Origin of the sequence: Rhodococcus sp. NPDC057529 (genome assembly GCF_042802055.1) — a bacterium.
Taxonomy (GTDB): Bacteria; Actinomycetota; Actinomycetes; order Mycobacteriales; family Mycobacteriaceae; genus Rhodococcus_F.
The window spans coordinates 1-24,760 of sequence record NZ_JBHVEY010000015.1; the positions used below are offsets into that span (position 1 = coordinate 1).

The window sequence follows — 24,760 nt, forward strand, 5'->3', positions numbered from 1 at the left end:
CTCGACGGCACGAAGCAGCCCTCCGGCTACACCGAGCCGATCCTGCACCGCCGCCGCCGCGAATACAAAGCCGCCAACGCCTGACCCGTCCCCCAGGTGAGTGGCAAAGCGTGCCCCCCCACACGCTTTGCCACTCACGTGTCAGGTGAGGTTCACCGTCGCGAAGATGTCGCCGGTGGGCTGGGTGGAACCGCCGGGCGGTTCCACACTGAACCCGAGTGCCGTGGACTGGTCGATGTCGTTCACGACCGCGGTCGTCGACGGTGACACGTCGTCGGCCTCCATGATCCCGGCGGACACCGGTTCGTGCGACGGCCCGAGCAGCCACATCTGGTAGACCGAACCGGGCTCGGGCGGTGGGACGTCGTTCATGACCAGCAGTCCGGCGTCGACGTCCTTGGAATACACGACGGTGGCCGAACCGCCACCGGCGATCGGCGCTGCCGCCGTCCGGACGTCGTCGGCCGCGAGGATCTGCGCGGGAACGGGTTGGGTTTCGTCGCTCTGCAACTGCTGGGCGACGGTGATGCCACCGACGGCGAGCACGACCACCGCGGCCGCCGCACCCAGAGCGCCGAGGAGACGCCTGCGCCGGCGCGCACGAACCTCGTCCAGCGCCACCGGAGCGGGCGCCGAGGCGGTGCCGGGCAGGGCGTCGAGGATGCGTCCGAGCAGGTAATCGGGCGGTTCGACCGCGGTGGACGCGGACTGGGCGGCCATCGTCTCCTGCACCCCGCGCACCGCGTTGTCGAACTCGAGGCGAACGTGGGGCGGTGCGCTCTGGATCGCGGTGTCGATCTCGAGGCGCTGCTGATCGTCGACGGCGTCGAGTGCATACACCTGAGCGAGGTCGAGGATGTCGTGCTGGGACTCATCCATCGAACTGCACCCCCAGACATTGCTTGAGCCTGATCAATCCGTCGCGAATGCGTGATTTCACCGTGGGAAGCGCCACGGACAGCCGCTCCGACACTTCCCGGTAGGTCAGCCCCCCGTAATACGCGAGGACCACGGTCCGCTGCTGGACTTCGGTGAGCGTGCCGAGGCAGTCGACGACGTCGCTGGTGTCGCCCCGCCGGGTGACTTCCTCCGACACCGCGTCGAACGGTCCGTACCAACTCGAGGCGCCGTAGGCGGCTTCGCGTTCGGATCCGGACTGCTCGGACCGCACCCGGTCGACGGCGCGGCGGTGGGCGAGGGTGATCAGCCACGACAGCGGCGACCCCTGCTTCGGATCGAATTTCGCCGCGTTGTTCCAGACCTGCAGGTACACCTCCTGCGTGGTTTCCTCGCTGTATCCGGGATCGCGCAGCACCCGAAGCACCATGCCGTACACGCGCGCGCTGGTGCGTTCGTAGAAGTCGCTGAACGCATCCCGCTCACCGCGCGAGATACGCGCCAGCAACGCCGTCAGCGTCACGTTCTCCGTGTCCCTGTCGACGCCGGTCATCGGCCCATTCCGTTCATCGATCCACAGCCTAATAGCAGGCTGCGGCCGGTGTGACCAGGACAGGACCCGGGGAGGGGTGAGCGATGCCGGCACGGTGCTCACCGCTTCGGCGGCAGGGGAAGGAAGTAACTGGTTCGCTGCTGGTATTGGGGGTAGCCGGGACGCTGCGACATCGACTTCTCGAGCAGTCTCGCCCCCGTCGCGAACACCAGGAAATACGTCATGACCACGGGTGACAGCACGGTGACGGCGCCGGGCCACACGCTCGCCGCGATCAGCCACAGCCCCCACCACACGCAGGAGTCGCCGAAGTAGTTCGGGTGCCGCGTCCACGCCCACAGGCCGACGTCCATGATCTCGCCCTTGTTCGACGGGTCGGCCTTGAACGTCTTCAGCTGGTGGTCGCCCACCGATTCGAACACGACGCCGGTCGCCCACAGGAGGACACCGAGCACCACCGCCGCCGCGCCGGCTCCCGATGCCGGACCGAGCACGGCCGACACCTGGAGCGGCAGCGAGACGAACCACTGCGCGAATCCCTGGGTGAGGAAGATCTTCCTGATGACGACGCCCGGCGAGTCGCCGCCGGCCCGGTCGAGCATCTCCTCGTATCGCGGGTCCTCGCCCTTCCCGGCGGACTTCGTGTACATGTGCCAGGTCAGCCGCAGACCCCACACCGCGACGAGCACCACCACCAGCCACCGGCGCAGCGCGTCGCCGTCGCCGAGGACGGCGGCCACGAACGCGACCAGCACGAAGCCGAGGCCCCACGTCACGTCGACGACGTTGTAGCGTCCGATCCGGCGGCCGACGAGAAACGTCGCGGCCTGCAGGACGGCGAGCACGAGCAGGCTCGCCGCGGTGACGGCGCCGAAATCCGACCAGTCGAAGCCGTTCATCGGAGTACGCCGGAACCTGTGACGTCGACCCGGACGGCCGGCATCAGCGACTGGCCCGCCGCGGTCGGCCTGACGGCCAGGATCTGATCGACGCCCATGCGGCCCTGCGCGAAGCTCATCCCGCCGCCGACGAGGTACAGCCGCCACACCCGGGCCATCTCCAGCCCGACCATTGCGACGACGTCGTCCCAGCGGGACTCGAACTGCTCCAGCCACGCGTCGACGGTCCAGACGTAGTGCTCGCGAAGGCCATGCACGTCGCGCACCTCGAGCCCGGCTCGTTCGAGGTACGCGACGCTCTCGCCGACCGGACGCATGGTCATGTCGGGAGCTATGAACGACTCGATGAACGGGCCGCCGCCGGGATGGCGTCCGGTGCGCGACATCTGCTGGATCAGCACCCGCGCACCGGGCTTCGCGTTGTCGTAGAGGGCCTGCGCGTACCGGGCGTAGTTCTTCTCGCCCACGTGCTCACCCATTTCGAGGGAGGCGACGGCGTCGAACGGCCCGTCGGGAACCTCCCGGTAGTCCTGCAGACGGATCTCGACGCGGTCCTGCAACCCGCGTTCGGCGATCCGCGCGTCGATGAACGCCTTCTGCTCCCGGGAGATGGTGACCCCGACGACCCGGGCGCCGTACGCGGATGCGGCGTGCAGGCTCAGCGACCCCCATCCGCAGCCGACGTCGAGCAACCGCATGCCGGGTTCGAGCCCGATCTTGCGGCACACCAGGTCCAGCTTGTCCCGCTGCGCGTCCTCGAGCCGGTAGTCCGGATCCTGCGGCGCGCCCGGTGCGTTCCGGGTGAAGTACGCGCAGGAGTAGGCCATCTGCGGGTCCAGGATCAGCGAGTAGAAATCGTTGGAGAGGTCGTAGTGGTGGCTGATGGCGGCGCGGTCGCGCAGCAAGCTGTGCAGCCGGCCGCGGATGTTCGCCTGCGTGGCGGGTGCGGGGAGGGGTCCGCCCACGACGCCCAGTTTCGCGGCGACGCGCAGCACCTTCGCGATCGTCGACGGGCTCGGCCGCACTCCGCTCAGCCCGCGCTCGCGGGCCACCGCCCACACGTGCGCGAGGGCCTCGCCCAGGTCGCCTTCGACGTCGATCTCACCCGTCACGTAGGCCTGCGCCGCTCCGAGTTCGTCGGGGTTCCACAGCAATCGGCGCAGGGCGTCGGGACTGCGCAGCACCACCTTCGGCGCCGTCGCCGGGCCGGCGGTGCTGCCGTCCCACGCGGTCAGGTGCACGGGCAGTTCGCCGCGGACGAGCGGACGCAACGCCCTGTCGAGTTCGGCGGCCACGGTCACGGTCGTGCTCCCGTCTTGTCGAGGACGAGCTGCTGGACGTCGATGTAGCCGGAGCGGAACCCGGCCTCCGAGTAGCAGAGGTAGAAATGCCACATCCGGCGGAATGTCTCGTCGAATCCGAGTGCCTCCGCCTGCGTGCTGTGCGCGGCGAACCGCTCCTTCCACAGCCGCAGCGTCTCCGCGTAGTGCTGTCCCATGCTCAGGCGTTCCCGCACCCGCAGCCCGGTGTGTTCGGCGGTGACGGACTCGATCGCCTCGGTCGACGGGAGGAACCCGCCCGGGAAGATGTACTTGTGCACCCAGGTGTACGTGTTGCGGGTCTGCAGCATCCGATCGTGCGGCATGGTAATCGCCTGCAGCGCAACCCTTCCGCCCGGCGCGAGGAGCTTGTCGAGCACCCGGAAGTAGGTGGCCCAGTACTGGTGCCCGACGGCTTCGATCATCTCGACGGACACGATGGCGTCGTAGTCGCCGTCGACGTTGCGGTAGTCGAGCAGATCGATCTGCACGGCGTCCGAGTGCCCGGCCTCGGCGACGCGCAGGCGGGCCAGGCTCTGCTGCTCGCTGGACAGCGTCACGGAGCGGACCACGGCGCCGCGTTCCGCCGCCCGGATGCACAACTCTCCCCAGCCGGTCCCGATCTCGAGCAACCGGGTGCCCGCGCCGACACCGGCCTCGTCGAGCAGCCGATCGATCTTGCGGCGCTGCGCGTCCGCGAAGTCGTCCCACTTCGGGGTGACCTGCGGGACGGGGGCCCGCAGGACGGTCACGTCCCGGACCTGCCCCACACGCGTCGGCGTCGACAAGAACAGCGCGCTCGAGTACGTCAGCGTCTCGTCGAGGAACGTCTCGAACATCTCGTTGGACAGGTCGTAGTGCCGGGAGATGTTGGACCGGGTGTTCTGCTCGGTGTTACGTTCCTGCGCTGGGTGTTTGGCGACGTACAGTGCGCGCAACCGTTGCAGTGGGCGAGGAATGAGCGTCGCCATCCGGGAGGCGAACACGCTGAGCACCGCGGCGAGATCCGGTGACGTCCAGTCGCCGGCCATGTAGGACTCGCCGAATCCGATCAGGCCGCTCGTCCCGACCCGCCGGGCGAATGCGTCGGGATTGCGGATGATCATGCGGGGAAGGATCTCTCGCTCCCGGCGTGCCCCCACCAGGGTGCCGTCGGGATACTCGATGCGGACGTCGAGGTCGACGGCCGCGCGGCGGAACAGGCGGTCGGCGACCTTCGCCGACGCCGCGGCGCGCACACCGGTCGGCACGTCGGCCAGCCCGGGCCAGATCCGGTTGTCGATCCGCGGGTCCTCGCCGGTGAACTCCTCGTCGACGAAACCCTCACCGGCCGTGCTCACGGCTGGCGACCCGTCCGTGTCGGTGTCCTTGTTCCTTCTCACTGAACTGTCTCCTTCTGACGGCCGTCGGGCCGGGCCATGACGGGAAGTCCACGGGCCCACAACGTGATTCCCTGGATGCGGATACGAGCCGACACCACGAGAGGTGCCAGGGGAGTGCGCAGTTGAGTACTCAGAACCGTCCGGCTCGTGGCCGGTTGCCGCGTCCCCCGCACCGTCGCGGTGAACGGTCCGTGCCCGTCGCGGTGGAGAACCACGTTCAGGGAGAGGGCGTCACCGGGTTCGGGGAGCCGCATGGTGTAACGACCGCTCACGTCGTTGAACGGTGAGACGTAGAACTGCTTGTCCACCTCGGCGCGGTCGTCGCCGTCGGGCCGGATCAGGTAGCTGTGCCGCTGACCGTACGTGTTGTGCACCTCGGCGATCACGCATCTCAGGCTGCCGTCGGCGTCGTGGCACCAGTACACGCTGAGCGGGTTGAACACGTAGCCGAGCACCCGCGCGTTGAGAAGGGCCGTCACCCGGCCCCGGCAGAGGTCGACTCCCTGTCCGGCGAGGAACGCATCCACCCTGCTGCGCAGAGTGTCCGTGGCGGCGGCCGGATCCGGTTCGAGGTGGTCCTCGGCGCGGAAGCGGGCGAACGGTCCGAGCCACCGCGGGAGGCGAGGAAGGGCGTCCAGGTCGACGTACCAGCTGTAGCTCGTGTAGTCGAAGCTGTTGCGGACCGGTTCGATGCGCGTGTGCCGGATCCTCGTCGAGTAGATTGCCGGCGCGGTCACGACACCGTCTCCCGTTCGTGGGGTCGTGCCGTCTGCGCATCCCACGAGCGGCCGATGCGTTCGGCGGCGCGCAGTCCCGAGAGCGCCCCGTCCTCGTGGAACCCCCAGCCGTGGTAGGCGCCGGCGAAAGCGAACGTGCCGGAGCCGAGTTCGTGCAACCGCGACTGCGCCGCGACGGATTCGGGGGTGTAGACGGGATGTTCGTACGTCATCTCCGCGACGACCATCGACGGGTCGACGAGGTGCTTGCCGCCGAGCGTCACGAGGAACCGCCGGTCGCGCACCGTGTCGAGGCGCATGAGCCGGGTCATGTCGTAGGTGACGACGACACCCGCCGCGTCCGTGCCGTCGGCGGGAGTCAGGTAGTTCCAGGAGGCCCGGGCGTGCTCGGCGCGCGGCAGCAGCGACACGTCGGTGTGCAACTGCGCGTGGTTCACCGAATACGGCATGGCGCCCAGGACCTCCGCCTCGAGATCGGAGGCGTCGCCGAGCATGGCGAGCGCGTGACGTGGGTGCACGGCGACCACCACGGCGTCGAAATACCGGACGTCGCCGCGGCGGTCGACGACGCACGTGCCGCCGTCCGGGGTGCGCTCCACCTGCTGCACGGGGGTGTCGAGCAGAATCTCGTCGACGTGTGCCGCCACCTTCGCGACGTAGCGGGCGGACCCGCCGGTCACGGTGCGCCAGGTGGGTGAGCCGAAGACGGTGAGCATTCCGTGGTGGTCGAGGAAAGTGAACAGGTAGCGGGCCGGGTAGTGCGCGGCGGTCGCGGGATCGCACGACCACACGGCAGCGACGAGGGGGGTCATGAAGTGCTCGACGAAGTACGGGCTGAAACCGTTGCGGGCCAGGAACTCGCCCAGCGGTTCCTGCGCGCCGGACTCGCCGGCCGGGGTGTCGAGCACGGTCCGGGCACGGCGGTGGAACCGGAGGACCTCGCCGAGCATGCGCCAGTACCGTGGCCGGGCCAGGTTGCGCGCGGTCGGGAACAGTCCGCGGACGCCCTTCGCACCCGCGTACTCGAGCCCGTTCACGTCGGATCGGATAGACATCGACATGTCGGAATCCTGCGTGGCCACGTCGAGTTCGGCGAACAGGCGCAACAGGGTGGGGTAGGTGCGGTCGTTGTGCACGATGAAGCCGGTGTCGACGTCCACGTCCACACCCGAGTCCAGCGTCAGGTGGTGGGTGTGGGCGTGGCCGCCGAGGCGGGCGTCGGACTCGTAGAGGGTGACGCGGTCGTGGCGGGACAGAACGTAGGCGGCGGTCAACCCCGCGACGCCGCTGCCGATCACGGCGACGTTCCTGCGTCCGAGCTTCTCCGGATCATGCATGGCGACCTGCTTTCCGGTCTGTCGGTGCGGCGACGACACCCTCGGCGGCGAAGGCGTCGAGAACGAAATCGGCGGTGATGCGATGCCACCACCACGGCCGGGTGAGCATGAAGTGGCCGGCTCCGGAGAGCGGATGCCAGGAGGCATTCACGCCGCGCGCCAGCGCCTGTTCGGTCTGGACCCGGGAGGCGACGGGGTCCGTCCAGCGGTCGGCGGTTCCGTGCGCGACCATCAGGCTGCGGTCGGCGGGCACGAGATCGGCGTCGGATTCGGGCCACCAGGGTGCGAGGGCGGCGATCGCCCGGACATTGTCGAGGTCGGCGAGGTGTGCGGCGACGCGGCCGCCCATCGAATGCCCGACGACGGCGACGGGGACGTCCCCGAACCGCAGTCGGGCCCGCTCGAGGGCCATCCGGGCGTCGTGCACCGGGCTGGCCTCGGGGGCGTTCCATCCGCGGACCCGGTACTGCAGCCGCTGCACGGCGATGCCGTGGGGTCCGAGCGTCGACCTCAGGGACCGGGCCAACCAGATCATGCGCAGATTCGACAGGTGCCAGCAGCGTGACGGGTCCTGACTGCGTGGTTTTCCGCCGGGCAGCACGAGCACGTACGCCGGGGCGGTGGGTGAGCCTCTCTCCATATCAATCATTCGGAGCTGACTGTCCATCGGATGGGCGGACCCCACACCCGCACGTGAGTGGGAAAGCGTGCCGGACCACGCTTTCCCACTCACATGGGGGGCTACTGGGGCATCAGGACGGAGTCGACCAGGTACACCGTGGCGTTGGCGGTCTGGACGCCGCCGCAGATGACGCCTGCGTCGTTGACCTTCAGGTCGTCACCCGAACCGGTGACGGTGACCGTGCCACCCTCGACGGTCGTGTGCTCGCCGGCGATGTCACTCGGCGCGATCTGGCCGGGGACCACGTGGTACGTCAGAACCTTGGTGAGCAGGGCCGGGTCGGTCTTGAGGGTCTCGATCGTGGCCGGGTCGACCTTCGCGAACGCGGCATCCACCGGCGCGAAGACCGTGAACTGCCCGCTGTTCAGCGTGTCGACGAGGTTGACCTGCGGGTTGAGCTGACCGGACACCGCGGCGGTGAGCGTGGTGAGCAGGGGGTTGTTGGACGCGGCCGTCGCGACCGGATCCTGCGCCATGCCGCTGACCGAACCGGCGCCGTCCGGCACCGTCTTCGCGTACTCGGCGCAGCCCGGGCCGACCAGGTTGGCGGCGGGATCGGCCATCGCGGACGAGGTCATCGAACCGGACGACATCGACTCGGACGTCATCGCCTCCGAAGCGGAGCCGCTGCTGGACGAGCCGCTGTCGTCCGACGAACACGCCGCGCCCAGCAGGACCAGGGACGTGCTCGCGGCGACTGCCAGGACTCGTGTGGTGATCTTCATCAGAAATTGCCTCTCTCCGGTGTGGGTGCGGGGGCGCACCATCGACAGGCATTCGGAGCGGTCTTGGGAGCGGATGGGTCGAAAGTTCTCTCGCAGCCACCCATCCGATCCGGAATGGGCATCGAATACCCCGAGAGAGGGTGCTGCGCCGGCCCTCTGTTTCGGCTGCCCGTTTTCGTCGACCGCATGATGTGGAAAGGATTCGAGATGACATCGTCGAAGGTCCGTGGGATCGCCGCGGCACTGTCGGCCGCCGCCGCGGCTGTGCTGCTGGCGGCCGGCCCCGCACACGCTCAACCGGGTGCGCTCGCCCCGGTTCCGTCCCTCGACGTCCAGAGGTACCTGGGCACGTGGTATCAGTTGGCCGCTGTGCCACAGCCGTTCAACCTCGACTGCGCGCGGGACACGCGAGCGACGTACGGAGCAATCGACCCGTCGAACGTCAGCGTCGCCAACCGGTGCACCACGTGGGCGGGTGGAACGAACGGGATCCTGGGCAACGCGCGTGTCAACGATCCGGTGACCAATGCGCAGCTCCACGTGAGTTTCCCGGACGTGCCGTTCCAGGGTGCGGCGGACGGTCCCACCAATTACGTGGTCACCTACATCGCCGACGACTATTCGTGGGCGCTGGTCGGTGACCCGGCACGGGTGTCGGGTTTCGTGCTCTCCCGCACTCCGGCGGTCGACGACGCGGGGTGGAAACAGATCCGGCAGGTGGTGGAATCGCGGGGCTACAACTCGTGCCTGTTGCTGACGTCCCCGACCACAGGTGGCAGAGAGGGGATTCAGCCGCTCTGCACGGTCTGACGGGCCGCCGACCCGGTGATGTTCTCCATCATGCCTTTGAAGATGATTCCGTGGAACGGCAGGATGGAATACCAGTACAGCCGCCCGGCGAGACCTTTCGGGAAGAAGATGGCGCGCTGATCGAGCCGGGACCGGTCGGGGTCCACACTGTGGACGGTCCATTCGAGCCACGCCCCGCCCGGTGCCCGCATCTCGGCGCGCAGCCGGAGCAGCGTCCCCCGGTCGATGCGTTCGACCCGCCAGAAGTCGAGGGGGTCACCGGTGTTGAGCTGCTTCGGGTTCCGGCGTCCCCGCGTGAGTCCGACGCCGCCGACGACGCGGTCGAGCCAGCCGCGCACGGACCACGCGAGTGGGAACGAGTACCAGCCGTTTTCGCCGCCGATGCTCTCGACGACGGTCCACAGTGTGGCGGCGTCGGCGTCGCAGTCCTTGGTGCGTTCGTCGGTGTAGACGACCTCACCGGCCCAGTCGGGGTCGGACGGTAACGGATCGGAGGGGGCGCCGACCGGGGACGCACTGGCCCATGTCGTTTCCACCTCGCCGTTGTCGATGCGCCGCAACGCCAATCGGACGGCGTCCCGGTATGTCGTCAGGCCGGCCTTCGGCGGCGGGATCACGTCGTCGATGTCGTGCTCGCCGGCGACGGCGTCGTTGTGGAGCGATTCGATCAGGGCCCGCCCGAGTGAGCGGGGGATCGGGGTGACCAGGCCGATCCACAGACCGGCGAGTTTCGGGGTCAGCACCGGGAGGACGAGGATGCGACGCTGACGCAGCCCGGCGACCTCGGCGTACGTCTGCATCATCTCGCCGTAGCGCAGGACGTCGGGGCCGCCGATGTCGAAGGTGCGACTGCGCGGCAACGGCGCCTCGGCGGCGGCGACGAGGTAGTGCAGCACGTCGCGGACCGCGATCGGCTGGATCTTGTTGTTCACCCACCGCGGCGTGGTCATCACCGGAAGCCGGTTGGTGAGGTGGCGGATCATCTCGAACGATGCCGAACCGGAGCCGATGACCACCCCGGCCTGCAGAACCATTGTGGGGACACCGGAGTCGACGAGTATCCGTCCCACCTCGGTTCGCGACCGCAGGTGCGGCGAGAGGTCCGCCGAATCGGGATGCAGTCCGCCGAGGTAGACGATCCGGCCGACACCGGCCGTGCGCGCCGCCTCGGCCACGTTCTCCGCGCTGATCCGTTCGGCCTTCTCGAACTCGTCCGACCCGCCCATCGAATGCACGAGGTAATAGACGACGTCCATGTCCGCGAAAGCGGCAGAAAGGGATTCGGGGTCACTGAGGTCGCCGCGGGCGATCTCGACGTCGGACGCCCACGGAACGTCGGTCAGTTTCTCCGGTGAACGCACCAGTACCCGCACCCGGTGGCCGGCTTCCGCGAGCCGGGGAGCGAGGCGTCCGCCGATGTATCCGGTGGCTCCGGTGACCAGTACACGTAACTGCGTCATTCCCACACGCTACCCGTCGTTGTCACCGCCGCGCGGCCTGTCGCGACTATGGTCGGGTCATGGGCATCGTGCATTCGAGTGTGGTCGAGGCCTCGCGGGACGAGTTGTTCGCCTGGCACACCAGGGCGGGGGCGTTCACCCGGCTCTCACCGCCGTGGCAGCCGCTCGGCCTCGCGAAGGAATCCGAGTCTCTGGAATCGGGTCGTGCCGAATTGCGCATGCCCGGGGGCCTGACGTGGGTCGCGCAGCACGACGCGAAGGAGTACGACCCTCCGCACCGGTTCGTCGATTATTCGGCCGCCCTGCCGCTACGTCTGCTGGTGCCGTGGCGGCACACGCACACGTTCGACGTGGTGTCCGAGGGCCGGACCCGGGTCACGGACCGGGTCGACACCATCGTGCCCGGTCAGTTCCTCCGGTCGACGTTCGTGTACCGGCACCGCCAGCTGGCCGACGACATCTCCCGGCATCACTGGGCGTCCACGCTCCTGCCCGGTCCCCTCACGATCGCGGTGACGGGGAGTTCGGGGCTCGTCGGCTCCGCCCTGACCGCGTTCCTGAGCACGGGCGGGCATCGCGTGATCCGTCTCGTGCGCCGCGCCCCCAGCACACGAGACGAGCGGCGCTGGAACCCGGATGCGCCGGCCGCGGATCTGCTCGACGGCGTCGACGCGGTGATCCACCTGGCGGGCGCGTCCATCGCGGGACGGTTCACCGACGGTCATCGCCGGGCGATCAGGGACAGTCGTATCGAACCCACGCGGCGGCTCGCGGAGGTGGCGGCTGCGTCCGGGCAGGGGCCGAAGACGTTCGTCAGTGCGTCGGCGATCGGGTACTACGGTCCCGACCGCGGCGACGCGGTGCTGCACGAGCAGGATGAGCGGGGCGACGGCTTCCTCGCCGACGTCGTCGCGGACTGGGAGGATGCGGCGACGCCGGCAGCGGACGCCGGACTGCGGGTGGTGCAGGTCCGCACGGGGATCGTCCAGTCCCCGAGCGGGGGTGTGCTGCGACTGCAGCGGCCGCTGTTCGAGGTCGGACTCGGAGGTCGCCTGGGCGCCGGAACGCAGTGGCTGTCGTGGATCGACATCGACGATCTGATCGACGTCTACCACCGTGCCGTCGTGGATTCGGGGTTGAGCGGGCCGGTGAACGCGGTGGCGCCGAATCCTGTTCGCAACGAGGAGTACACCGCAGTCCTGGCGTCGGTGCTGCATCGCCCGGCCTTCCTTCCGGTGCCCGATTTCGGTCCGAAACTGCTGCTCGGGGAGCAGGGTGCGCGGGAGCTCGCCCTGGCCGATCAGCGGGTCGCCCCCGGCAAGCTCGAGGGCCGCGGCCACCGGTTCCGGCGGCCCGATCTCGACACGGCGCTGCGCCACCAGCTCGGCCGGTTCAGGACGGACGAGGGGTAGCGCAGCGCATCGATCAGGTGGTCGTCAGCACCTGCGGGGTGTGCACCGGAGCCTTGGTGGAGATCTTCGCTGCCGTCGCGGCGAGGAGGCAGATGCCGGCGATCGCCGTGGCGGCCAGCACCCAGTTGTCGTCGCCGCCGATCAGGGCATAGCAGATGGTGGGTGCGAATCCGGTCAGCAGGAAGCTCAACTGGGTGGACACCGCGACGCCGGTGTATCGCACGTTCGGGGTGAACATCTCGGCGAAGAACGACGGCCACAGCGCGTTCGGGGCGGAATACACGACGCCCTTGAGCGCCACCGTCGCGGTGACGATGAGAACGGTGCTGCCGGTGGCGATCGCACCGAGGAATCCGTAGACGCCGACTGCGCAGAGCAGGCAGCCGCCGGCATACACCACCTTTCGGCCGATACGGTCCGCGATGAATCCGAACAGCGGATGGAAGAACAGGGCAACCACCTGACTGGCCGCGATCGCTGAGAGCATCGTGGAGCGGTCGACGCCGTGTTCCTGCGTCGCGTAGGACAGGCCGAAGACGATGACGATCGTCGAGATGACCGTGTTGAACGCGGCGACGAAGACGATCACGGTCGCGCGGAGCTGGGTGCGGAGGAGGGTCGTCACCGGGTATTCGGCTACGTCGTCGTCCTTTTCGGCCTCGACGAATTCGGGAGACTCGTCCACTCCGCGCCGCACGAGCAGGGTGATGAACACCATGATGAAGCTGAGCAGGAACGGGATCCGCCATCCCCAGGTCAGCAATTGCTCCTCCGGGAGCGCTCCCACGGGAATGAAGATCAACGTGGCCAGGATCGAACCGGTGGCGGCTCCGTTCAGGAGCCAACTCGTGTAGAAGCCGCGGCTCTTCTCGGGGGAGTGTTCCATGGTGAGCAGGCTGGCCCCGACCTGCTCACCGCCTGCGGAGATTCCCTGCAGCAGCCGGCACACGACGAGGAGGGCCGGGGCAACGGCGCCGATGGTCGCATGGGTGGGCAGCAGTCCGATGGCGAACGTCGACGCGCCCATCAGGAGCAGTGTGAAGAGCAGGACGTTCTTGCGGCCGATCCGGTCGCCGGCGTGCCCGAACAGCAGGGCGCCGACGGGCCGCGCGATGTACGCGGCCCCGAACGTCGCGAGCGACGCGAGCGTGCCTGCGGCGGAATCGCTGTTGGGGAAGAAGATCTTGCCGAACACCAGGGCGGCGGCGGTGCCGTAGACGAAGAAGTCGTAGTACTCGACGACGCTGCCGAGGAAACTCCCCAGTGCGGCCCGGCGGGCCATCTTCTTGCTGGGGTGCGGTGTCGGTTCCGCGACGAGGGGACGTTCAGAAGGGGGCATCGGGAGTGGTCCTTCGGCTGTGTCACCCGGGGATGGGTGAGGCGGCGGGGTGGTGGCGGGGCCGGTCACGGCGCGGCGGCGAGTTGGGCTCCGCCACAGACGTGGAGGACTTCGCCCGAGACGAACCGGGCCTTGTCGGAGGCGAGGAATTCGACGGCGTCGACGATGTCGTCTGCTGTCGCGAGACGGCCGAGGGGCGACATCCTGGTGTGCTTGTCGACGAAGAGAGCGAACTCCTCGTCCGTGCGACCGCCCTTCGTGAACGGTGTGACGACCATGCTGGGGGCGACGGCATTGGCGGTCACGCCGAGCGGTCCGAGTTCGACTGCCAGCGAACGGGTGAGACCGACGACGCCGGCCTTGGACGTGACGTAGGCGGTGGGCCCGCCGCTCAACCAGGTGCGTGAGGTGATGTTGACGACCCGACCGGTTCCGGTGCGCGTCCAGATCGGGATGGCGGAGCGGCACAGCGACATCGGACCGCGGAGGTTCACCGCCATCGCAGTGTCCCATTCGGTGTCGTCGACGTCTCCGAGTCGTGCCCGCGGGTTGACGGCCGCGTTGTTGACCAGTCGGTCCAGCCGGCCGAACTCTTCGTCGATTCGCTTGACGGCGAGGCGGATCGATTCCTCGTCGGAGATGTCGGCCACCCAGCCGTGGACCTGCGCACCGGTCTCCTCGGACAGTTGCCGGGCGACGGTCTGCACGGCCTCCGCGTTGTTGTCGAGGAGGATGACGGTGTCTCCGCCCCGGGCGAATCGGCGGCTGATCGCCGAGCCGAGGGCGCCTGCGCCTCCCGTCACGACGGAGAGCGGGAAACGGTGAAGCTCGTTCATGATGGTCCTGTCGATATGTGGTGGGTGGTTTCAGAGTGAGTGCGTCAGAGGGGTTTCGAAGTCGGCGTGCTGCCGCAGGAACTCGGCGTTGAAGTGCAGCCGCTCGTGAACGGGCCGGGAGTCGCTGAAATCTTCGACGGACACCCACCCGCGGTAGCCGGCCTCGTCGAGGAGGCCGAGAACCCGGGGGATGTCGGCGACGCCGTCGTCCATGGGTGACCACCGGTGGGTCCACACCCCGCCCCCGGCCGGCCGGACGTACTGGGCGTTCTTCACGTGGACGTGGGCGAGGTGGTCGCCGAGAATCTGCAGGGCCATGCGGTGGTCTTCGTACCCTTCCACCACCAGATTCCCGACGTCGTAGATCACTCCCACCCGGTCGGGTGGCAGGTGGCCGATGAGCTGATGGGCGAGTGAGACGCTGGGGCAGAGGGAACGCTGATGGATCTCGAGCAGGGCCTGCACGTCGTACCGCGCGGCCAGGGTCGCGACGTGGTCGAAGAACTCCCGTGCGTCGGCGAACAGCCGGTGGAAACCGCTGTCGTCCATCCACGGCGCGCGTAGCCGGACGCTCGGAACCGTATTGTCCCGGGCGATCCGCATCATGTCCTCGACGCCGGCGACGTCACCGCACTCGACGTACGGGCTGAGTGCGACGACCTTCAACTCCGCGGCCCGGGTGCGCGTGCAGATGTCGGAGACCGCGCGAGGCTCGGGAGCGACGGTGCAGCGATTGTTGGTGAGGAAGTGCGGGGTGCCGGAGTTGCCGATGTCGTGTGCGACGCGCCATTCGATGCCTGCGTAGCCCGCCCCGGCCGCCGCGTCGATCGCTTCGGCCGGGGACAGGGACGGCAGGCATGCGGAATAGATCCCGAGCTTCATCGGTCTCCTACGGGTGAGTGGGGCTTCGGAGGGCGTTCGTCCTCGACTGCATTCCATTAGAGACCGCCATCACAGCCCTTGTCCAAGCCCTGTTGAGCACATCGGCTATGCCCTGAAGGCATAACCGGTGTCGTATCCTGGTCGAACGACGGCAATGGAGGAAACCGACCGTGGAGTTTCGCCATCTTCATTACTTCCTGGCTATAGCCGAGGAAGGATCGTTCAACCGCGCCGCTGACCGGTTGCGGATCTCGCAACCGTCGCTCAGCCGGCAGGTGCAGGCGCTGGAACGGGAGCTGGGGCAGTCCCTGTTCGACAGAACGGCACGCGGAGCCACCCCGACCGCCGCGGGCGATGCCCTCCTCCAGCACGCGCGGCAGCTGCTGGCGCTCGAGGCCTCGACGCAGGAGGTGGTGTCGGGTGCGACCAAGATCCGGGAAGTCGTCACCATCGGCGTCCCGCCCGGTACCTCCAGCGAATGGCTCGTGAACCTGGTCGGCCGCCTCGACGAGGAGGTGCCGGGGTGCGCGCTGCAACTCGTCGAGGCGAACAGCACGAACCAATTGCGCATGCTTCGTGAGGGGCGGCTCGACCTGTGCATGGTGCACCAGGCGCCGCCCAGCGACTGCTCCTCGTGGAAGCTCCGCGAAGAACCGTTCGGTCTCGCCGTGCGCCCCGGTCACGCCCTGGCGTCGGCGGCGTCCTGTTCGCTGCGCGACCTCGACGGGCTGCGGGTACTCGTCCACAGCCGCGACCAGGTCCCCACCCAGCAGGACGGGTTGATGAGCGCGGCGGTGGAGGCCGGTATCCGGCCGTACTGGCAGTTCGCGCAGTTCGTCGAGCACGCGCTCGCCGGTGCGGCCGCGGCGAAAGCGGACGCCGTCCTGGTGAGCCGGTACACGGCGCAGAAACAGATGCCGGGGTGGCCCTGGCACCCGTTGACCGAGTTGCCGCTGGCGATGACGACCTGGCTGGTCTGCCAGCGGCACACGAGGGCCGTGGTCAGCGACGTGACCACGGCCATCATGTCCTGAAAGTCCCTGTCAGGTCTGCCGCCCCGCGTCGTACGCCGCCACGACCCGTTTCGGGGCGGTGAGACGCCACGCCTCCTCGACGAGTTCGGCCAGTTCTTCGGAGTCGACGCGGTCGAGGACGACGTCGATCCAGCCCCACCGCCCGAAGAACGGTGCGACCAGGAACACGTCGGGATCCTCCTGCAGCAGCGCGGCCTGCGTTTCCTTCGTCGCCTTGAGGCAGACGGTGGGGGCGCCGTACCCGACGAGGCCGAACATCTTCTTGCGCACCCGGAACGTCGGTTGGTCGCCCCAGTTCGCGATCACCACCTCGTGCGCCTCCGGCAATGCCAGCATCATCGCGCGCACGTCGTGTTCGGTGGGCATCACAGCTCCTGATCCGGCGGTCGGTGGTTCGCAGACCTTTATAGCGCCGATCACCGACAGCCCGGACCGCGGCACGCTCAGACGAAGGCGAACTCGTCCCCGGCGTGGAACTTGGCGAGCGATTCGGAGACCGACCGCCGCGACGGCGGATGGAAGGCGAACGCGTGCACGGCGGCGGTGAGGTAACCGATGTCGGAGGACTTGATGAACGCGATCCCGCCGAGCGATTCGACGGCCGCCGCCGACGCGCGGACCAGCGCGTCGCGAATCGCGATGCGCGAGAGGAGGAGACGGACCGAGATGTCCTGTCCGCGTTCGCCCTCGTCCACCGCGCGGGCGATGTTCTCGACGGCGCCCATGGCGTTCTCGATGTCGGCGGCGGCGCGCACATAACCCTCGTAGTCGTCCTTGCCTGCGGCCAGCAGTCGTTCGAGCAGTGCGCTCGCCGCACCCAGGTAGTTCGCGGTGACGAGCATCCCGAACCACAGGTATCCGGTCATCTCGTGTTGCCCGTCCGGGTCGTCGGCGCCGTTGAGCAGGACGAGGTCGGCGGGTATCTCGACGTTTTCGAGGTGTACCTCGTCGCTTTCGGCGCCGGCGAGGATCCAGCTCTCCCAGAACGGCCGCACCGTGATCCCCGGTGTGTTGGCCGGGATCAGTGCGATCGCCCTCTCCCCGGTGTCGACCTCGACGCTCGCGGTGAGCAGGTCCATCGACCCCGACAGACTGCACGGCTTCTTGCTGCCGTTGACGATGTAGCTCGAGCCCTTCTTCCTCGCGGTCATGGTGGGTATGAACACGCTGCCACCGGTGACGCCCTCGGAGAAGCCGGAGGCGACGACGGCGCGTTGTTCGACGAGGCTCTTGATCAGCGCGCGGTCGTCGTCCGTGGCCTCCTGCGCGAACTCGTTGAGGGTGGCGAGCGACAGATGATGCATCGTGGTGGCGGCGCCGAGCGAGGGCGACCTGCTGCCGATGGCCCGCTGGACGCGCACGGACTCCAGCGCGGAGGCGCCCAGCCCACCGGACTCCTTCGGGATGGTCAGCGCGGTACCGCCCGCTTCCCGGAAACGCCCGATCGCCCCGCTGTCTCTGCCCTCCAGGGTGAGCAGTGGCGTCTCGTCCAGGTAGGCGGCGAGGTCGGGCAGGTAGGACTGCAGCGCTGCGTGTTCGCGGGCCATCAATGCGGTCATGACACTCCTCGAATGTATTCGCGGAAATTCCGGATTCCCCGAAACATCCATGGAACAGGGATATCCATAGGGCATTCGGAGCGAGGCGTAATCGGGTTTGGTCGGCGCCACCAAACCGCATCGGCCACCGCTCCGAATCAACGGAGTAATCCCGATCATGCACACCGCGAGGAGGTTCGTATCGATGGTTGTGAACAGATTGATCCAGAGGCTGGGTGGCGACGACCGGGTGGATCTGCTCCGGGCAGTTCGCGAGTCCGACGTGAGCCCCTATTTCCGGGTGATGGAGTCCGCCACCGCACCCGTCGTCCAGGTGGAAGGCGCCGACCGGATCATGCTCGGTTCCAACAACTATCTCGGGCTCGCGGACCATCCCGCCATTCGGCAGGGAGCGCAGGACGCCCTCGACACGTTCGGCGGCGCGGTCACCGGAAGCCGGCTGCTGAACGGCACCATGGACCTGCACCTCGACCTCGAGTCGGAGATCGCCGAATGGCACGGCACCGAGGACGCGATGGTCTTCACCACCGGCTATCAAACGAATCTGGGCACCATCAGTGCCGTCGTCGGGAAGGGCGACGTCGTCGCCGTCGACGCCGCCGCCCACGCGTCGATCCGGGACGGCTGTGCTCTGTCCGGCGCGACGATCCGCACGTTCCGTCACAACGACGTCGCCCACCTGGAAGCCATTCTCGGGGAAACGGCCGATGACGACGGCGCGGTGCTGGTGATCGTGGACGGGTTGTATTCGATGGAGGGCGATCTCGCCCCACTCGGCGCGGTCTCCGAACTCTGCGGCCGGTACGGCGCGGCTCTGATGGTGGACGAGGCGCACAGCCTCGGCATCTTCGGCGAGCAGCGAACCGGCGCCGCCGAACTGCTCGGCATCGACGGTAACACCGACATCCGGATGGCCTCGCTGTCCAAGAGCCCCAGCTCCACAGGAGGATTCATCGCGGGATCCCGCGATCTCCTCGACTCGTTGCGGGTGAACGCCCGCGCCTTTCTCTTCACGACGTCCGGTGTCCCCGCCGCGGTGGGAGCGTCCCTCGCAGCGGTGCGGCTGATCCGCAGCGAGGAGGGGGAACAACGCGCGCGGCGGGCGCTGGACAACGCCGCCGTCCTCCGGTCCGGACTCGCGGACAACGGACTCGACGTGGGCGCGCTGTCTCCACTTCCCGGCGGCCGTGAGACGGTGACGCCCATCGTGTCCGTTCACATCGGCGACGACCTCGAGGCGATGAACCTCTGGCGCACGCTGTTCGACAGGGGTGTGTTCACCAGTGCCGCACTCTATCCCGCCGTTCCCCGGTCGGGTGCGATGCTCCGGCTGTGCGTCATGGCCACCCACACCGACGCCCAGTTGCGGCGAGCGGTGGACGTGATCTCCGAGACCGTCACGGAAGCCGCGGCCTGATGAAGGTGGCGGTCACCGGGGCGACGAGCGATTTCGGCGCCGCGATCCTGCCCGTGCTGCTGGACGATCCGGAGATCGACACGGTGATCGGGCTCGGCAGGCGGGAGCTGACGATCGAACATCCGAAACTCGAGTTCGTCCGGATGGATATCCGCGACCCGGGCATCGAGGACGTGTTCCGCGGCTGCGAGGCCGTCGTGCACCTGGCGTTCGTGGTGGAGGAGATCCGGGACAAGGCGGTCACCCACGACATCAACCTGAGGGGTTCGCGCAACGTCGTCGACTCCGCCTACCGGGCCGGGGTGCTCCGCGTCGTGATCGCGTCGAGCATCAACGCATACGGACCGGAACTGCGACCGAAGCCGGTGAACGAAGACGTCTATCCAGCAGGGGATCCCGACCGGTACTACTTCCACGACAAGGCGGAGGTCGAACATTACGCCGAGTGGTGGCTGCGCCGGCATCCGGGGGAGATGGCGATCTCGATGCTGCGCCCCACCTACATCATCGGACCCGATTTCTCCAACGACGGCATCGACCAGCTCACCGGGCCGGTCGGCGCGTTCCCGCGCGCCGACGAGGCCGCGTATCAGTTTCTGCACCAGCGGGACATGGCCGACGCGTTCCACCGCGTCGTGAAGCAGGATCTGGTGGGACCGTTCAACCTCGGTCCGAAGGACTGGGTGGGTGTCCGCGAACTCGCGGCGATGCAGGGACAGCGAATGTTCGACGTGCCCGAGCGACCGGCGGTCGTGGCGGCGAATGTTCTGTTCCGGCTGGGACTCACCGCGTTCTCCGGTCAGTGGGTGACGGCGGGCGAGACCGTCGTCGATTCGACGCGCCTCACCGAGGCGACGGGCTGGGCGCCGTCGCTGACGGCCCGCGAGGCGGCGGCCGTCATGATCCTGCTGCAGGGGAAACCGTTGGTGCGCAGAGAGGATGCCCTGGAACGCCGCATCGCCTGCGAGGCGGCGCTGGAGCCGGCATCCGAATTCGTCGGAGTCGACGGCCGCGGCCTCGAACACGTCCAGATTCCCGCGGCCACCGGAGCCGTGCACGCCGAGGTCCACGCGGCCAGGCGGGGCGGTGGGACCAGCGCACGGTCGGGCGGTACAGCCACCGTGGTGCTGCCCGCGCCGCCCGGACTCCACGCGCGGTATCTCACTCCGCTCGCCGTGGAGTTGGCGGAGAACGGCGTGAACGTCGTCGTCGCGGACCTCCCCGGGCACGGGCTCAGCACCGGCAAGCGCGGTCTTGCGACGGCGGCCGGGGTGCACGACGCCCTGGCCGTCGCGCTCGGGTATGCGCGGATCCGGTTCGGCGGCACGCCGCACGGGGTCAGGGTGGGCGACGCGACCCCGCCCGTGTCGCGGCCCGGACGGTGGCGGTCGTGGGTCGCCGGATCGCGGACTCGCGCGACCGTCAACCCCACCGACGGACTCCTGCCGAGCCGACTGCGGTACGAGGGTGGGCTCGAGCACCTCCCGCACGCGTACTCCGCCCGCGGCGTCACCTCGGTCGTCCACTCCGATCGGGTCGACTCGTAGAGTGACCCCTGAACACGCGGACGCTGTGAACAGGAGTGAACCCATGACCAGTGAAGAACCCGGCAAGCGGAGCCCGGCCGTCGAAGCGGGTCTGACGGTGCGGCGTGAGGTGATGGGTCCCGATTTCGTCGAGCGGGCGCTCACCCGGACCGCGGGGACCGACAGCGAGCAGTTGCAGGAATTCGTCACCGAGCACGTGTGGGACGCCGTGTGGAATCGGCCGGGGCTGGACCGTCGCAGCCGCAGCCTCCTCAACCTCGGCATGCTCATCGCGTTGCGGGCGCACGGTGAGCTGAAGGGCCACGTGCGGGGTGCACTGCGAAACGGTCTGACCCGCACCGAGATCGTCGAAGCGGTGATCCACGCGAGCGCCTACTGCGGAGCCCCCGCCGGTCTGTCGGCGATGGCCGTGGTGCAGGAGGCGCTCGACGCGGAACTGGGACCGCTCGAATCCCAGGACTGACGACCCGGCTCAGCCCGTCACACCGGTGATCTCGTTCGGGGTCTCCGGCAGATCGGCGTGTCCGGACACGGCCCAGGTGTCGAGGTCGATCGTGTGGATCTTCTTGTTCGCGGGATCGGTCACGTAGGCCGTGTGGTCCTGCACGTACAGCGCGGGACGCGGCGACTGCCACTGGTCCGGCTCGGTCCACGGATCGAGGACGTCGACGGTGCGGCTCACAGCCTTGGTGTTCGGGTCGATCACGTGCAGGGCGCCGTCGGTGCCGAGGACGAGGGCCTCACCGTGCGGGGCGCGCCCGAGTGACCGGAACGTGTAGCTGGTGCCCAGGTCGACGAGGGTGAGCTGTCCCGTGGCGGTGTCGGTGAGGGAGACCCGTTCGGGGCGTTCGAGTTCGGCGTCCGGGTCGGTCTTGTAGTCGCCCAGCAGGATCGGGGAGTTCTCGTCGCCGGCCTGGTTGCCGATGCGCCCGTAGGGGTCGGGGCTCGTCACCTTCGTGATGACGCCGTCCCGGTAGATCAGCAGGCCGTTCTGGCATCCCACGACCACCGTCTCGTCGGCGGCGACGGCCTCCCCGTGCACGCCGGGGCAGTCCTCGTTGCGCGCGATCTCCTTGCGGTCGCGGTCGCGGTCGAGGACGACGATGCCGGTGCGCTCGTCCTCGTTGCCGACGGTGGTGAGCAGGCTGCCGTCGGAGAGTTCCACGGCCACACCGTGGTGCGCTTCAGGGGTCGTGAACTCGGTGGTGTCCGGGGCGCCCTGGGCGAGTGCGGCCGGGTCGAACACGCGCACCAGTCCGGTGCCGTCGTCGAACAGCACGGTTTTGCCGTCGTGCCGGACCACGTGCCCGGGCGTCTTCGCCTCGAACGCGACGTCGGTGAGTGCGGGTGCGGCGGTGTAGTGGCTGTCGCCGTCGGTCCAGGTTCCGGTGTCGAGGGCGGTGAAGCTGTTGCCGGTGCTGATCAGCACGTGCCGGTCGTCGCCGGCGGGGTTGAGCCGGGTGAAGCCGTCCACCTCGGCCGTACCGACCACGTCGAGGCTCTGCGCGTCGAGGACGAGCACCCCGCCGTCGTAGCTCAGTGTCAGTCGTGGCGTGGCCGCATCGGTGGTGGTCGCTTCGGCCGTGCCGGAGTCGGTGGAGCAGGACGTGAGAAGTGCCGCCGAGAGTGCCACGGCGGCAACGGTGGTGGGTCGGGGTCTACGGATAAGGGTCACCCATGAGAAGTAACCCTTTTTGCAAACGGTTGTCAAAGTCGTAAGTGTGCATGTGGCGATGCATCGACTACGACAACCCCTGCGCGATCGCCAGGGAATTGGAATCCATCATCTCGATGTACGTGCCGGCCCCCGAGTCGGGTTCACCCAGCGATTCCGTGAACAGCGAGACCACGTCCACAGGAACGCGTGCCTCCGACGCCAGCACCTGTGCGAGTCGATCGGGCTGGGAGGAGTCGACGAAGATCGCGGGCACCCTCGCAGCCGTGACGGTCGTGGCCAGGTCCGACAGGTCCGACGCGCTGGGCGACGCCAGGGTGGTCCCGCTGGGGATCACCGCCCCGATCGCGTCGAAGCCGAAACGCTGTGCCAGATAGCCGAACACGTGATGATTGGTCACCAGTTTGCGTCGATCGGGCGGGACGGTCGCGAACCTGTCGGTCATGCGGGCGGTGAGTTCCGCGAGTTCCCGGGCGTAGCCGTCCGCGTTCGTGCGGACGGCATTCGCGTCGATGTCCGGCACGTGTTCGATCACCGCGTCGCGGATCAGGGCGACCGCGTCCCGCATGCGGTCCGGATCGGTCCAGACGTGCGGATCCATGGTGCCCGAGGACTTTCCGGAGCGATACTCGATCGGCCGCACCGCCTCACCGATCTGCAGGATCGGAACTCCCTCCGCGCGCGCCGTGTCGACGGTCTTGCCGATTCCCTCCTCGAGGCCGAGCCCGTTCGACACGAGGAGGTCGGCGCCTTCCACCCGCGCGGCATCCGAGGCGGAGATCTCGAACGAATGGGGATCGGCGCCTCTCGGCATCAGCACCGTCACGTCGGCCCGGTCGCCGACGACGTTCTGCACCACGTCGCCCAGAATGTTCGTGGTCACCACGACGACGGGCCCGTCGGACGAGCCGTGCGTGCACGCGGTCACCGGCAGCGCAGCGAGTGTGGTCAGCAGGGCCAGCGGCAGCAGGCGCCGCATCCTCTTCACAGTCCGACCACGCCGAGGGTGGACGCCGCGACGCCGACGTCGAGGGTGCGCGCGACCCGGGCATTGTCCCGGAAGTCGATCTCGGCCACCGACTTCGACGCGGGATCCGACACGTAGGCTCGGGTGCCGCCGACGACGATCACCGGTGGGGTCGCGGCCGCCCCGCTCGGGTCGTAGGGGTGTGCCAGGACGCGGGACGACTCGGTCTCCGTGCCGGACTGCGCGTCGTACACGCGGAAGGTGCCGTCGGCGAGGACGGCGAACACCGAGCGTCCGTCGCCGGCGAGCGCGACGTCCAGCGCCCGGTCCGGGGTCCGGACGTGCGTCCACCCGCGGGTGCGCGCATCGAACACCAGCAGTCCGTCGTTGGTGGTGGCCGGCCCCGCGGTGGCGACGTGAAGCGGCAGTTCGGGGTGTCCGCGGAGCGCGGTGGGACGGGTGGCGGCGCCGATGCCCGCCGGGTACGCAACCTTCTCCGACGTCCAGGTGCCGTCGCCGGCGGTCGCGAGGAGCAGTCCGTCCTCGCACGCGCCCAGCACCTGGGTGTCGGATACGGCCGCGCCGTTCAGGTTCGAGCAGGCGGTGTCGAAGCGCTGCGGAACCGCACCGTCTGCGGTGTGGAATTCGAGCGTGCCGGTTCCGGTCGCGGCCGAGTGCGAGACCACGAATCCGTCGGCGATCGGCAGGGCGACCCCGTGGTGCGGGGCGTCGGCCCGGGCGACGGTGCCGACGTCGATGCTGTCCTTGCGGAGCGCGGCGAAGTCGATCACGCGGGCGACGCCGTCGCCGTCGAAGAACGTCGCGACCTTGTCGTCGCCCTCGATCACGTGCCCGGGGCCGTCGCCCTCGAGAACGCCGAGTTCGACCGGGTCCTTGGTGTACGAGTGGGTGTGGTCCCCGTGGTCGATGGTCCAGGCGCCGGCGTCCACGACGTGCACGGCGCCGCCGGTGCCGTCGACGGCGAACGCGTAGCGGTCCTTCACCGTCGTCAGCCGGACCGGGTTGTCGAACTCGAACGAACGAAGGGCCTCGGCGGTCGCGAGGTCGAGGACGGCCACACGGCCGGAGTCGGCGTCCGACACGACGAGCCGCGGTTCCGGCCCCTCCACCTCGGTGGATCCCGCCTCGGCGGCGAGGTCGCTACCCGGCCGGCTCCGGCCGCCGGGGGAGGTCGCCTCCTCCGGTGGGGACGCGCAGGCGCCGACGGTCAGCGCGGCGACCGCGGCGATCGTCGCGCGGGTGAGGGTGGTGTTCGGCATTCGGGCTCTCC

At 68.7% G+C, this 24,760-nt stretch carries 24 protein-coding genes; 6 read left to right on the top strand and 18 right to left on the bottom strand.

The features are described 5' to 3' along the window. Positions 1-141: 141 nt before the first annotated feature. The 9 genes from ACFU5V_RS26980 to ACFU5V_RS27020 form a co-directional block, all read right to left on the bottom strand. Positions 142-879 (bottom strand): anti-sigma factor domain-containing protein, encoded by a 738-nt coding sequence (locus ACFU5V_RS26980; RefSeq protein WP_378703008.1) that lies wholly within the window; start codon positions 877-879, stop codon positions 142-144. Next, positions 872-1,450: a sigma-70 family RNA polymerase sigma factor gene (locus ACFU5V_RS26985; RefSeq protein WP_124393860.1), complete on the bottom strand. Its 579-nt coding sequence runs from the start codon at positions 1,448-1,450 to the stop codon at positions 872-874. The genes ACFU5V_RS26980 and ACFU5V_RS26985 overlap by 8 nt, the downstream gene beginning before the upstream one ends. Positions 1,451-1,548: 98 nt before the next feature. Continuing rightward, positions 1,549-2,349 (bottom strand): DUF1295 domain-containing protein, encoded by an 801-nt coding sequence (locus ACFU5V_RS26990; protein ID WP_378703009.1) that lies wholly within the window; start codon positions 2,347-2,349, stop codon positions 1,549-1,551. Next, the gene (locus ACFU5V_RS26995; RefSeq protein ID WP_378703010.1) at positions 2,346-3,650 is read right to left on the bottom strand and encodes a class I SAM-dependent methyltransferase; all 1,305 of its coding nucleotides are present in this window, start codon (positions 3,648-3,650) and stop codon (positions 2,346-2,348) included. The genes ACFU5V_RS26990 and ACFU5V_RS26995 overlap by 4 nt, the downstream gene beginning before the upstream one ends. After that, a complete protein-coding gene (locus ACFU5V_RS27000) occupies positions 3,647-5,050 on the bottom strand; it encodes a class I SAM-dependent methyltransferase (protein ID WP_378703011.1) in 1,404 nt (467 codons plus the stop codon). The genes ACFU5V_RS26995 and ACFU5V_RS27000 overlap by 4 nt, the downstream gene beginning before the upstream one ends. Beyond that, positions 5,047-5,787: a DUF1365 domain-containing protein gene (locus tag ACFU5V_RS27005; protein WP_378703012.1), complete on the bottom strand. Its 741-nt coding sequence runs from the start codon at positions 5,785-5,787 to the stop codon at positions 5,047-5,049. Before ACFU5V_RS27005 ends, ACFU5V_RS27000 begins: the two co-directional genes overlap by 4 nt. Beyond that, positions 5,784-7,124: an NAD(P)/FAD-dependent oxidoreductase gene (locus ACFU5V_RS27010; RefSeq protein WP_378703013.1), complete on the bottom strand. Its 1,341-nt coding sequence runs from the start codon at positions 7,122-7,124 to the stop codon at positions 5,784-5,786. Before ACFU5V_RS27010 ends, ACFU5V_RS27005 begins: the two co-directional genes overlap by 4 nt. Beyond that, positions 7,117-7,764, bottom strand: a complete 648-nt coding sequence (locus ACFU5V_RS27015; RefSeq protein ID WP_378703014.1) for an alpha/beta fold hydrolase — start codon at positions 7,762-7,764, stop codon at positions 7,117-7,119. Before ACFU5V_RS27015 ends, ACFU5V_RS27010 begins: the two co-directional genes overlap by 8 nt. 101 nt (positions 7,765-7,865) lie before the next feature. Beyond that, on the bottom strand, positions 7,866-8,531 hold the full coding sequence (locus ACFU5V_RS27020) for a fasciclin domain-containing protein (protein ID WP_095862715.1): 666 nt from the start codon (positions 8,529-8,531) through the stop codon (positions 7,866-7,868). A gap of 207 nt (positions 8,532-8,738) precedes the next feature. Here ACFU5V_RS27020 and ACFU5V_RS27025 point away from each other — a divergent pair, with 207 nt between their 5' ends. Then, positions 8,739-9,341 carry a lipocalin family protein gene (locus ACFU5V_RS27025; protein ID WP_378703015.1) on the top strand — a complete coding sequence of 201 codons (603 nt, stop codon included), beginning with the start codon at positions 8,739-8,741 and terminating at the stop codon, positions 9,339-9,341. On the opposite strand, the gene ACFU5V_RS27030 is transcribed toward ACFU5V_RS27025, so the two are convergent. Next, entirely contained in the window at positions 9,320-10,801 is a 1,482-nt protein-coding gene (locus ACFU5V_RS27030) for an SDR family oxidoreductase (protein ID WP_378438405.1), read from the bottom strand. The two genes, ACFU5V_RS27025 and ACFU5V_RS27030, sit on opposite strands and share 22 nt — an antisense overlap. Before the next feature lie 59 nt (positions 10,802-10,860). Between ACFU5V_RS27030 and ACFU5V_RS27035 the strand changes: the two genes are divergently transcribed. Further along, a complete protein-coding gene (locus ACFU5V_RS27035) occupies positions 10,861-12,213 on the top strand; it encodes a TIGR01777 family oxidoreductase (RefSeq protein WP_378703016.1) in 1,353 nt (450 codons plus the stop codon). Positions 12,214-12,226: 13 nt separating this feature from the next. Here ACFU5V_RS27035 and ACFU5V_RS27040 read toward each other — a convergent pair whose 3' ends face one another. From ACFU5V_RS27040 to ACFU5V_RS27050, 3 genes are all read right to left on the bottom strand, one after another. Beyond that, positions 12,227-13,552, bottom strand: coding sequence for an MFS transporter (locus tag ACFU5V_RS27040; RefSeq protein ID WP_378703017.1), 1,326 nt, complete (start codon positions 13,550-13,552; stop codon positions 12,227-12,229). 65 nt (positions 13,553-13,617) lie between these two features. Then, the gene (locus ACFU5V_RS27045; protein ID WP_378439465.1) at positions 13,618-14,388 is read right to left on the bottom strand and encodes an SDR family NAD(P)-dependent oxidoreductase; all 771 of its coding nucleotides are present in this window, start codon (positions 14,386-14,388) and stop codon (positions 13,618-13,620) included. Positions 14,389-14,418: 30 nt separating this feature from the next. Beyond that, positions 14,419-15,270: a sugar phosphate isomerase/epimerase family protein gene (locus tag ACFU5V_RS27050; RefSeq protein WP_378439467.1), complete on the bottom strand. Its 852-nt coding sequence runs from the start codon at positions 15,268-15,270 to the stop codon at positions 14,419-14,421. A gap of 170 nt (positions 15,271-15,440) precedes the next feature. Between ACFU5V_RS27050 and ACFU5V_RS27055 the strand changes: the two genes are divergently transcribed. Beyond that, a complete protein-coding gene (locus ACFU5V_RS27055) occupies positions 15,441-16,304 on the top strand; it encodes a LysR family transcriptional regulator (RefSeq protein ID WP_072947984.1) in 864 nt (287 codons plus the stop codon). A 9-nt stretch (positions 16,305-16,313) separates the two neighbouring features. Here ACFU5V_RS27055 and ACFU5V_RS27060 read toward each other — a convergent pair whose 3' ends face one another. Both ACFU5V_RS27060 and ACFU5V_RS27065 read right to left on the bottom strand, forming a co-directional pair. Beyond that, the gene (locus ACFU5V_RS27060) at positions 16,314-16,670 is read right to left on the bottom strand and encodes an MmcQ/YjbR family DNA-binding protein (protein WP_276143102.1); all 357 of its coding nucleotides are present in this window, start codon (positions 16,668-16,670) and stop codon (positions 16,314-16,316) included. A gap of 77 nt (positions 16,671-16,747) precedes the next feature. Further along, positions 16,748-17,863 carry an acyl-CoA dehydrogenase family protein gene (locus tag ACFU5V_RS27065; RefSeq protein ID WP_378703018.1) on the bottom strand — a complete coding sequence of 372 codons (1,116 nt, stop codon included), beginning with the start codon at positions 17,861-17,863 and terminating at the stop codon, positions 16,748-16,750. Between the two features lie 184 nt (positions 17,864-18,047). Here ACFU5V_RS27065 and ACFU5V_RS27070 point away from each other — a divergent pair, with 184 nt between their 5' ends. From ACFU5V_RS27070 to ACFU5V_RS27080, 3 genes are read left to right on the top strand one after another with little or no spacing between them, the layout of a single operon-like run. Continuing rightward, a complete protein-coding gene (locus ACFU5V_RS27070; protein WP_378703019.1) occupies positions 18,048-19,280 on the top strand; it encodes an aminotransferase class I/II-fold pyridoxal phosphate-dependent enzyme in 1,233 nt (410 codons plus the stop codon). Next, positions 19,280-20,827, top strand: coding sequence for an NAD-dependent epimerase/dehydratase family protein (locus tag ACFU5V_RS27075; protein ID WP_378703020.1), 1,548 nt, complete (start codon positions 19,280-19,282; stop codon positions 20,825-20,827). Before ACFU5V_RS27070 ends, ACFU5V_RS27075 begins: the two co-directional genes overlap by 1 nt. A 43-nt stretch (positions 20,828-20,870) precedes the next feature. Continuing rightward, positions 20,871-21,290: a carboxymuconolactone decarboxylase family protein gene (locus ACFU5V_RS27080; RefSeq protein WP_072947993.1), complete on the top strand. Its 420-nt coding sequence runs from the start codon at positions 20,871-20,873 to the stop codon at positions 21,288-21,290. A 9-nt stretch (positions 21,291-21,299) separates the two neighbouring features. Here the strand turns inward: ACFU5V_RS27080 and aztD are convergent, their stop codons facing one another. The 3 genes from aztD to ACFU5V_RS27095 all read right to left on the bottom strand — a co-directional run bounded on the left by aztD (position 21,300) and on the right by ACFU5V_RS27095 (position 24,749). Beyond that, positions 21,300-22,493, bottom strand: coding sequence for a zinc metallochaperone AztD (gene aztD / locus ACFU5V_RS27085; protein ID WP_378703156.1), 1,194 nt, complete (start codon positions 22,491-22,493; stop codon positions 21,300-21,302). 76 nt (positions 22,494-22,569) lie between these two features. Continuing rightward, entirely contained in the window at positions 22,570-23,481 is a 912-nt protein-coding gene (gene aztC, locus ACFU5V_RS27090; protein ID WP_378703021.1) for a zinc ABC transporter substrate-binding protein AztC, read from the bottom strand. A 5-nt stretch (positions 23,482-23,486) separates the two neighbouring features. Then, the gene (locus tag ACFU5V_RS27095; protein ID WP_378703022.1) at positions 23,487-24,749 is read right to left on the bottom strand and encodes an ABC transporter; all 1,263 of its coding nucleotides are present in this window, start codon (positions 24,747-24,749) and stop codon (positions 23,487-23,489) included. Between the last annotated feature and the right edge of the window lie 11 nt (positions 24,750-24,760).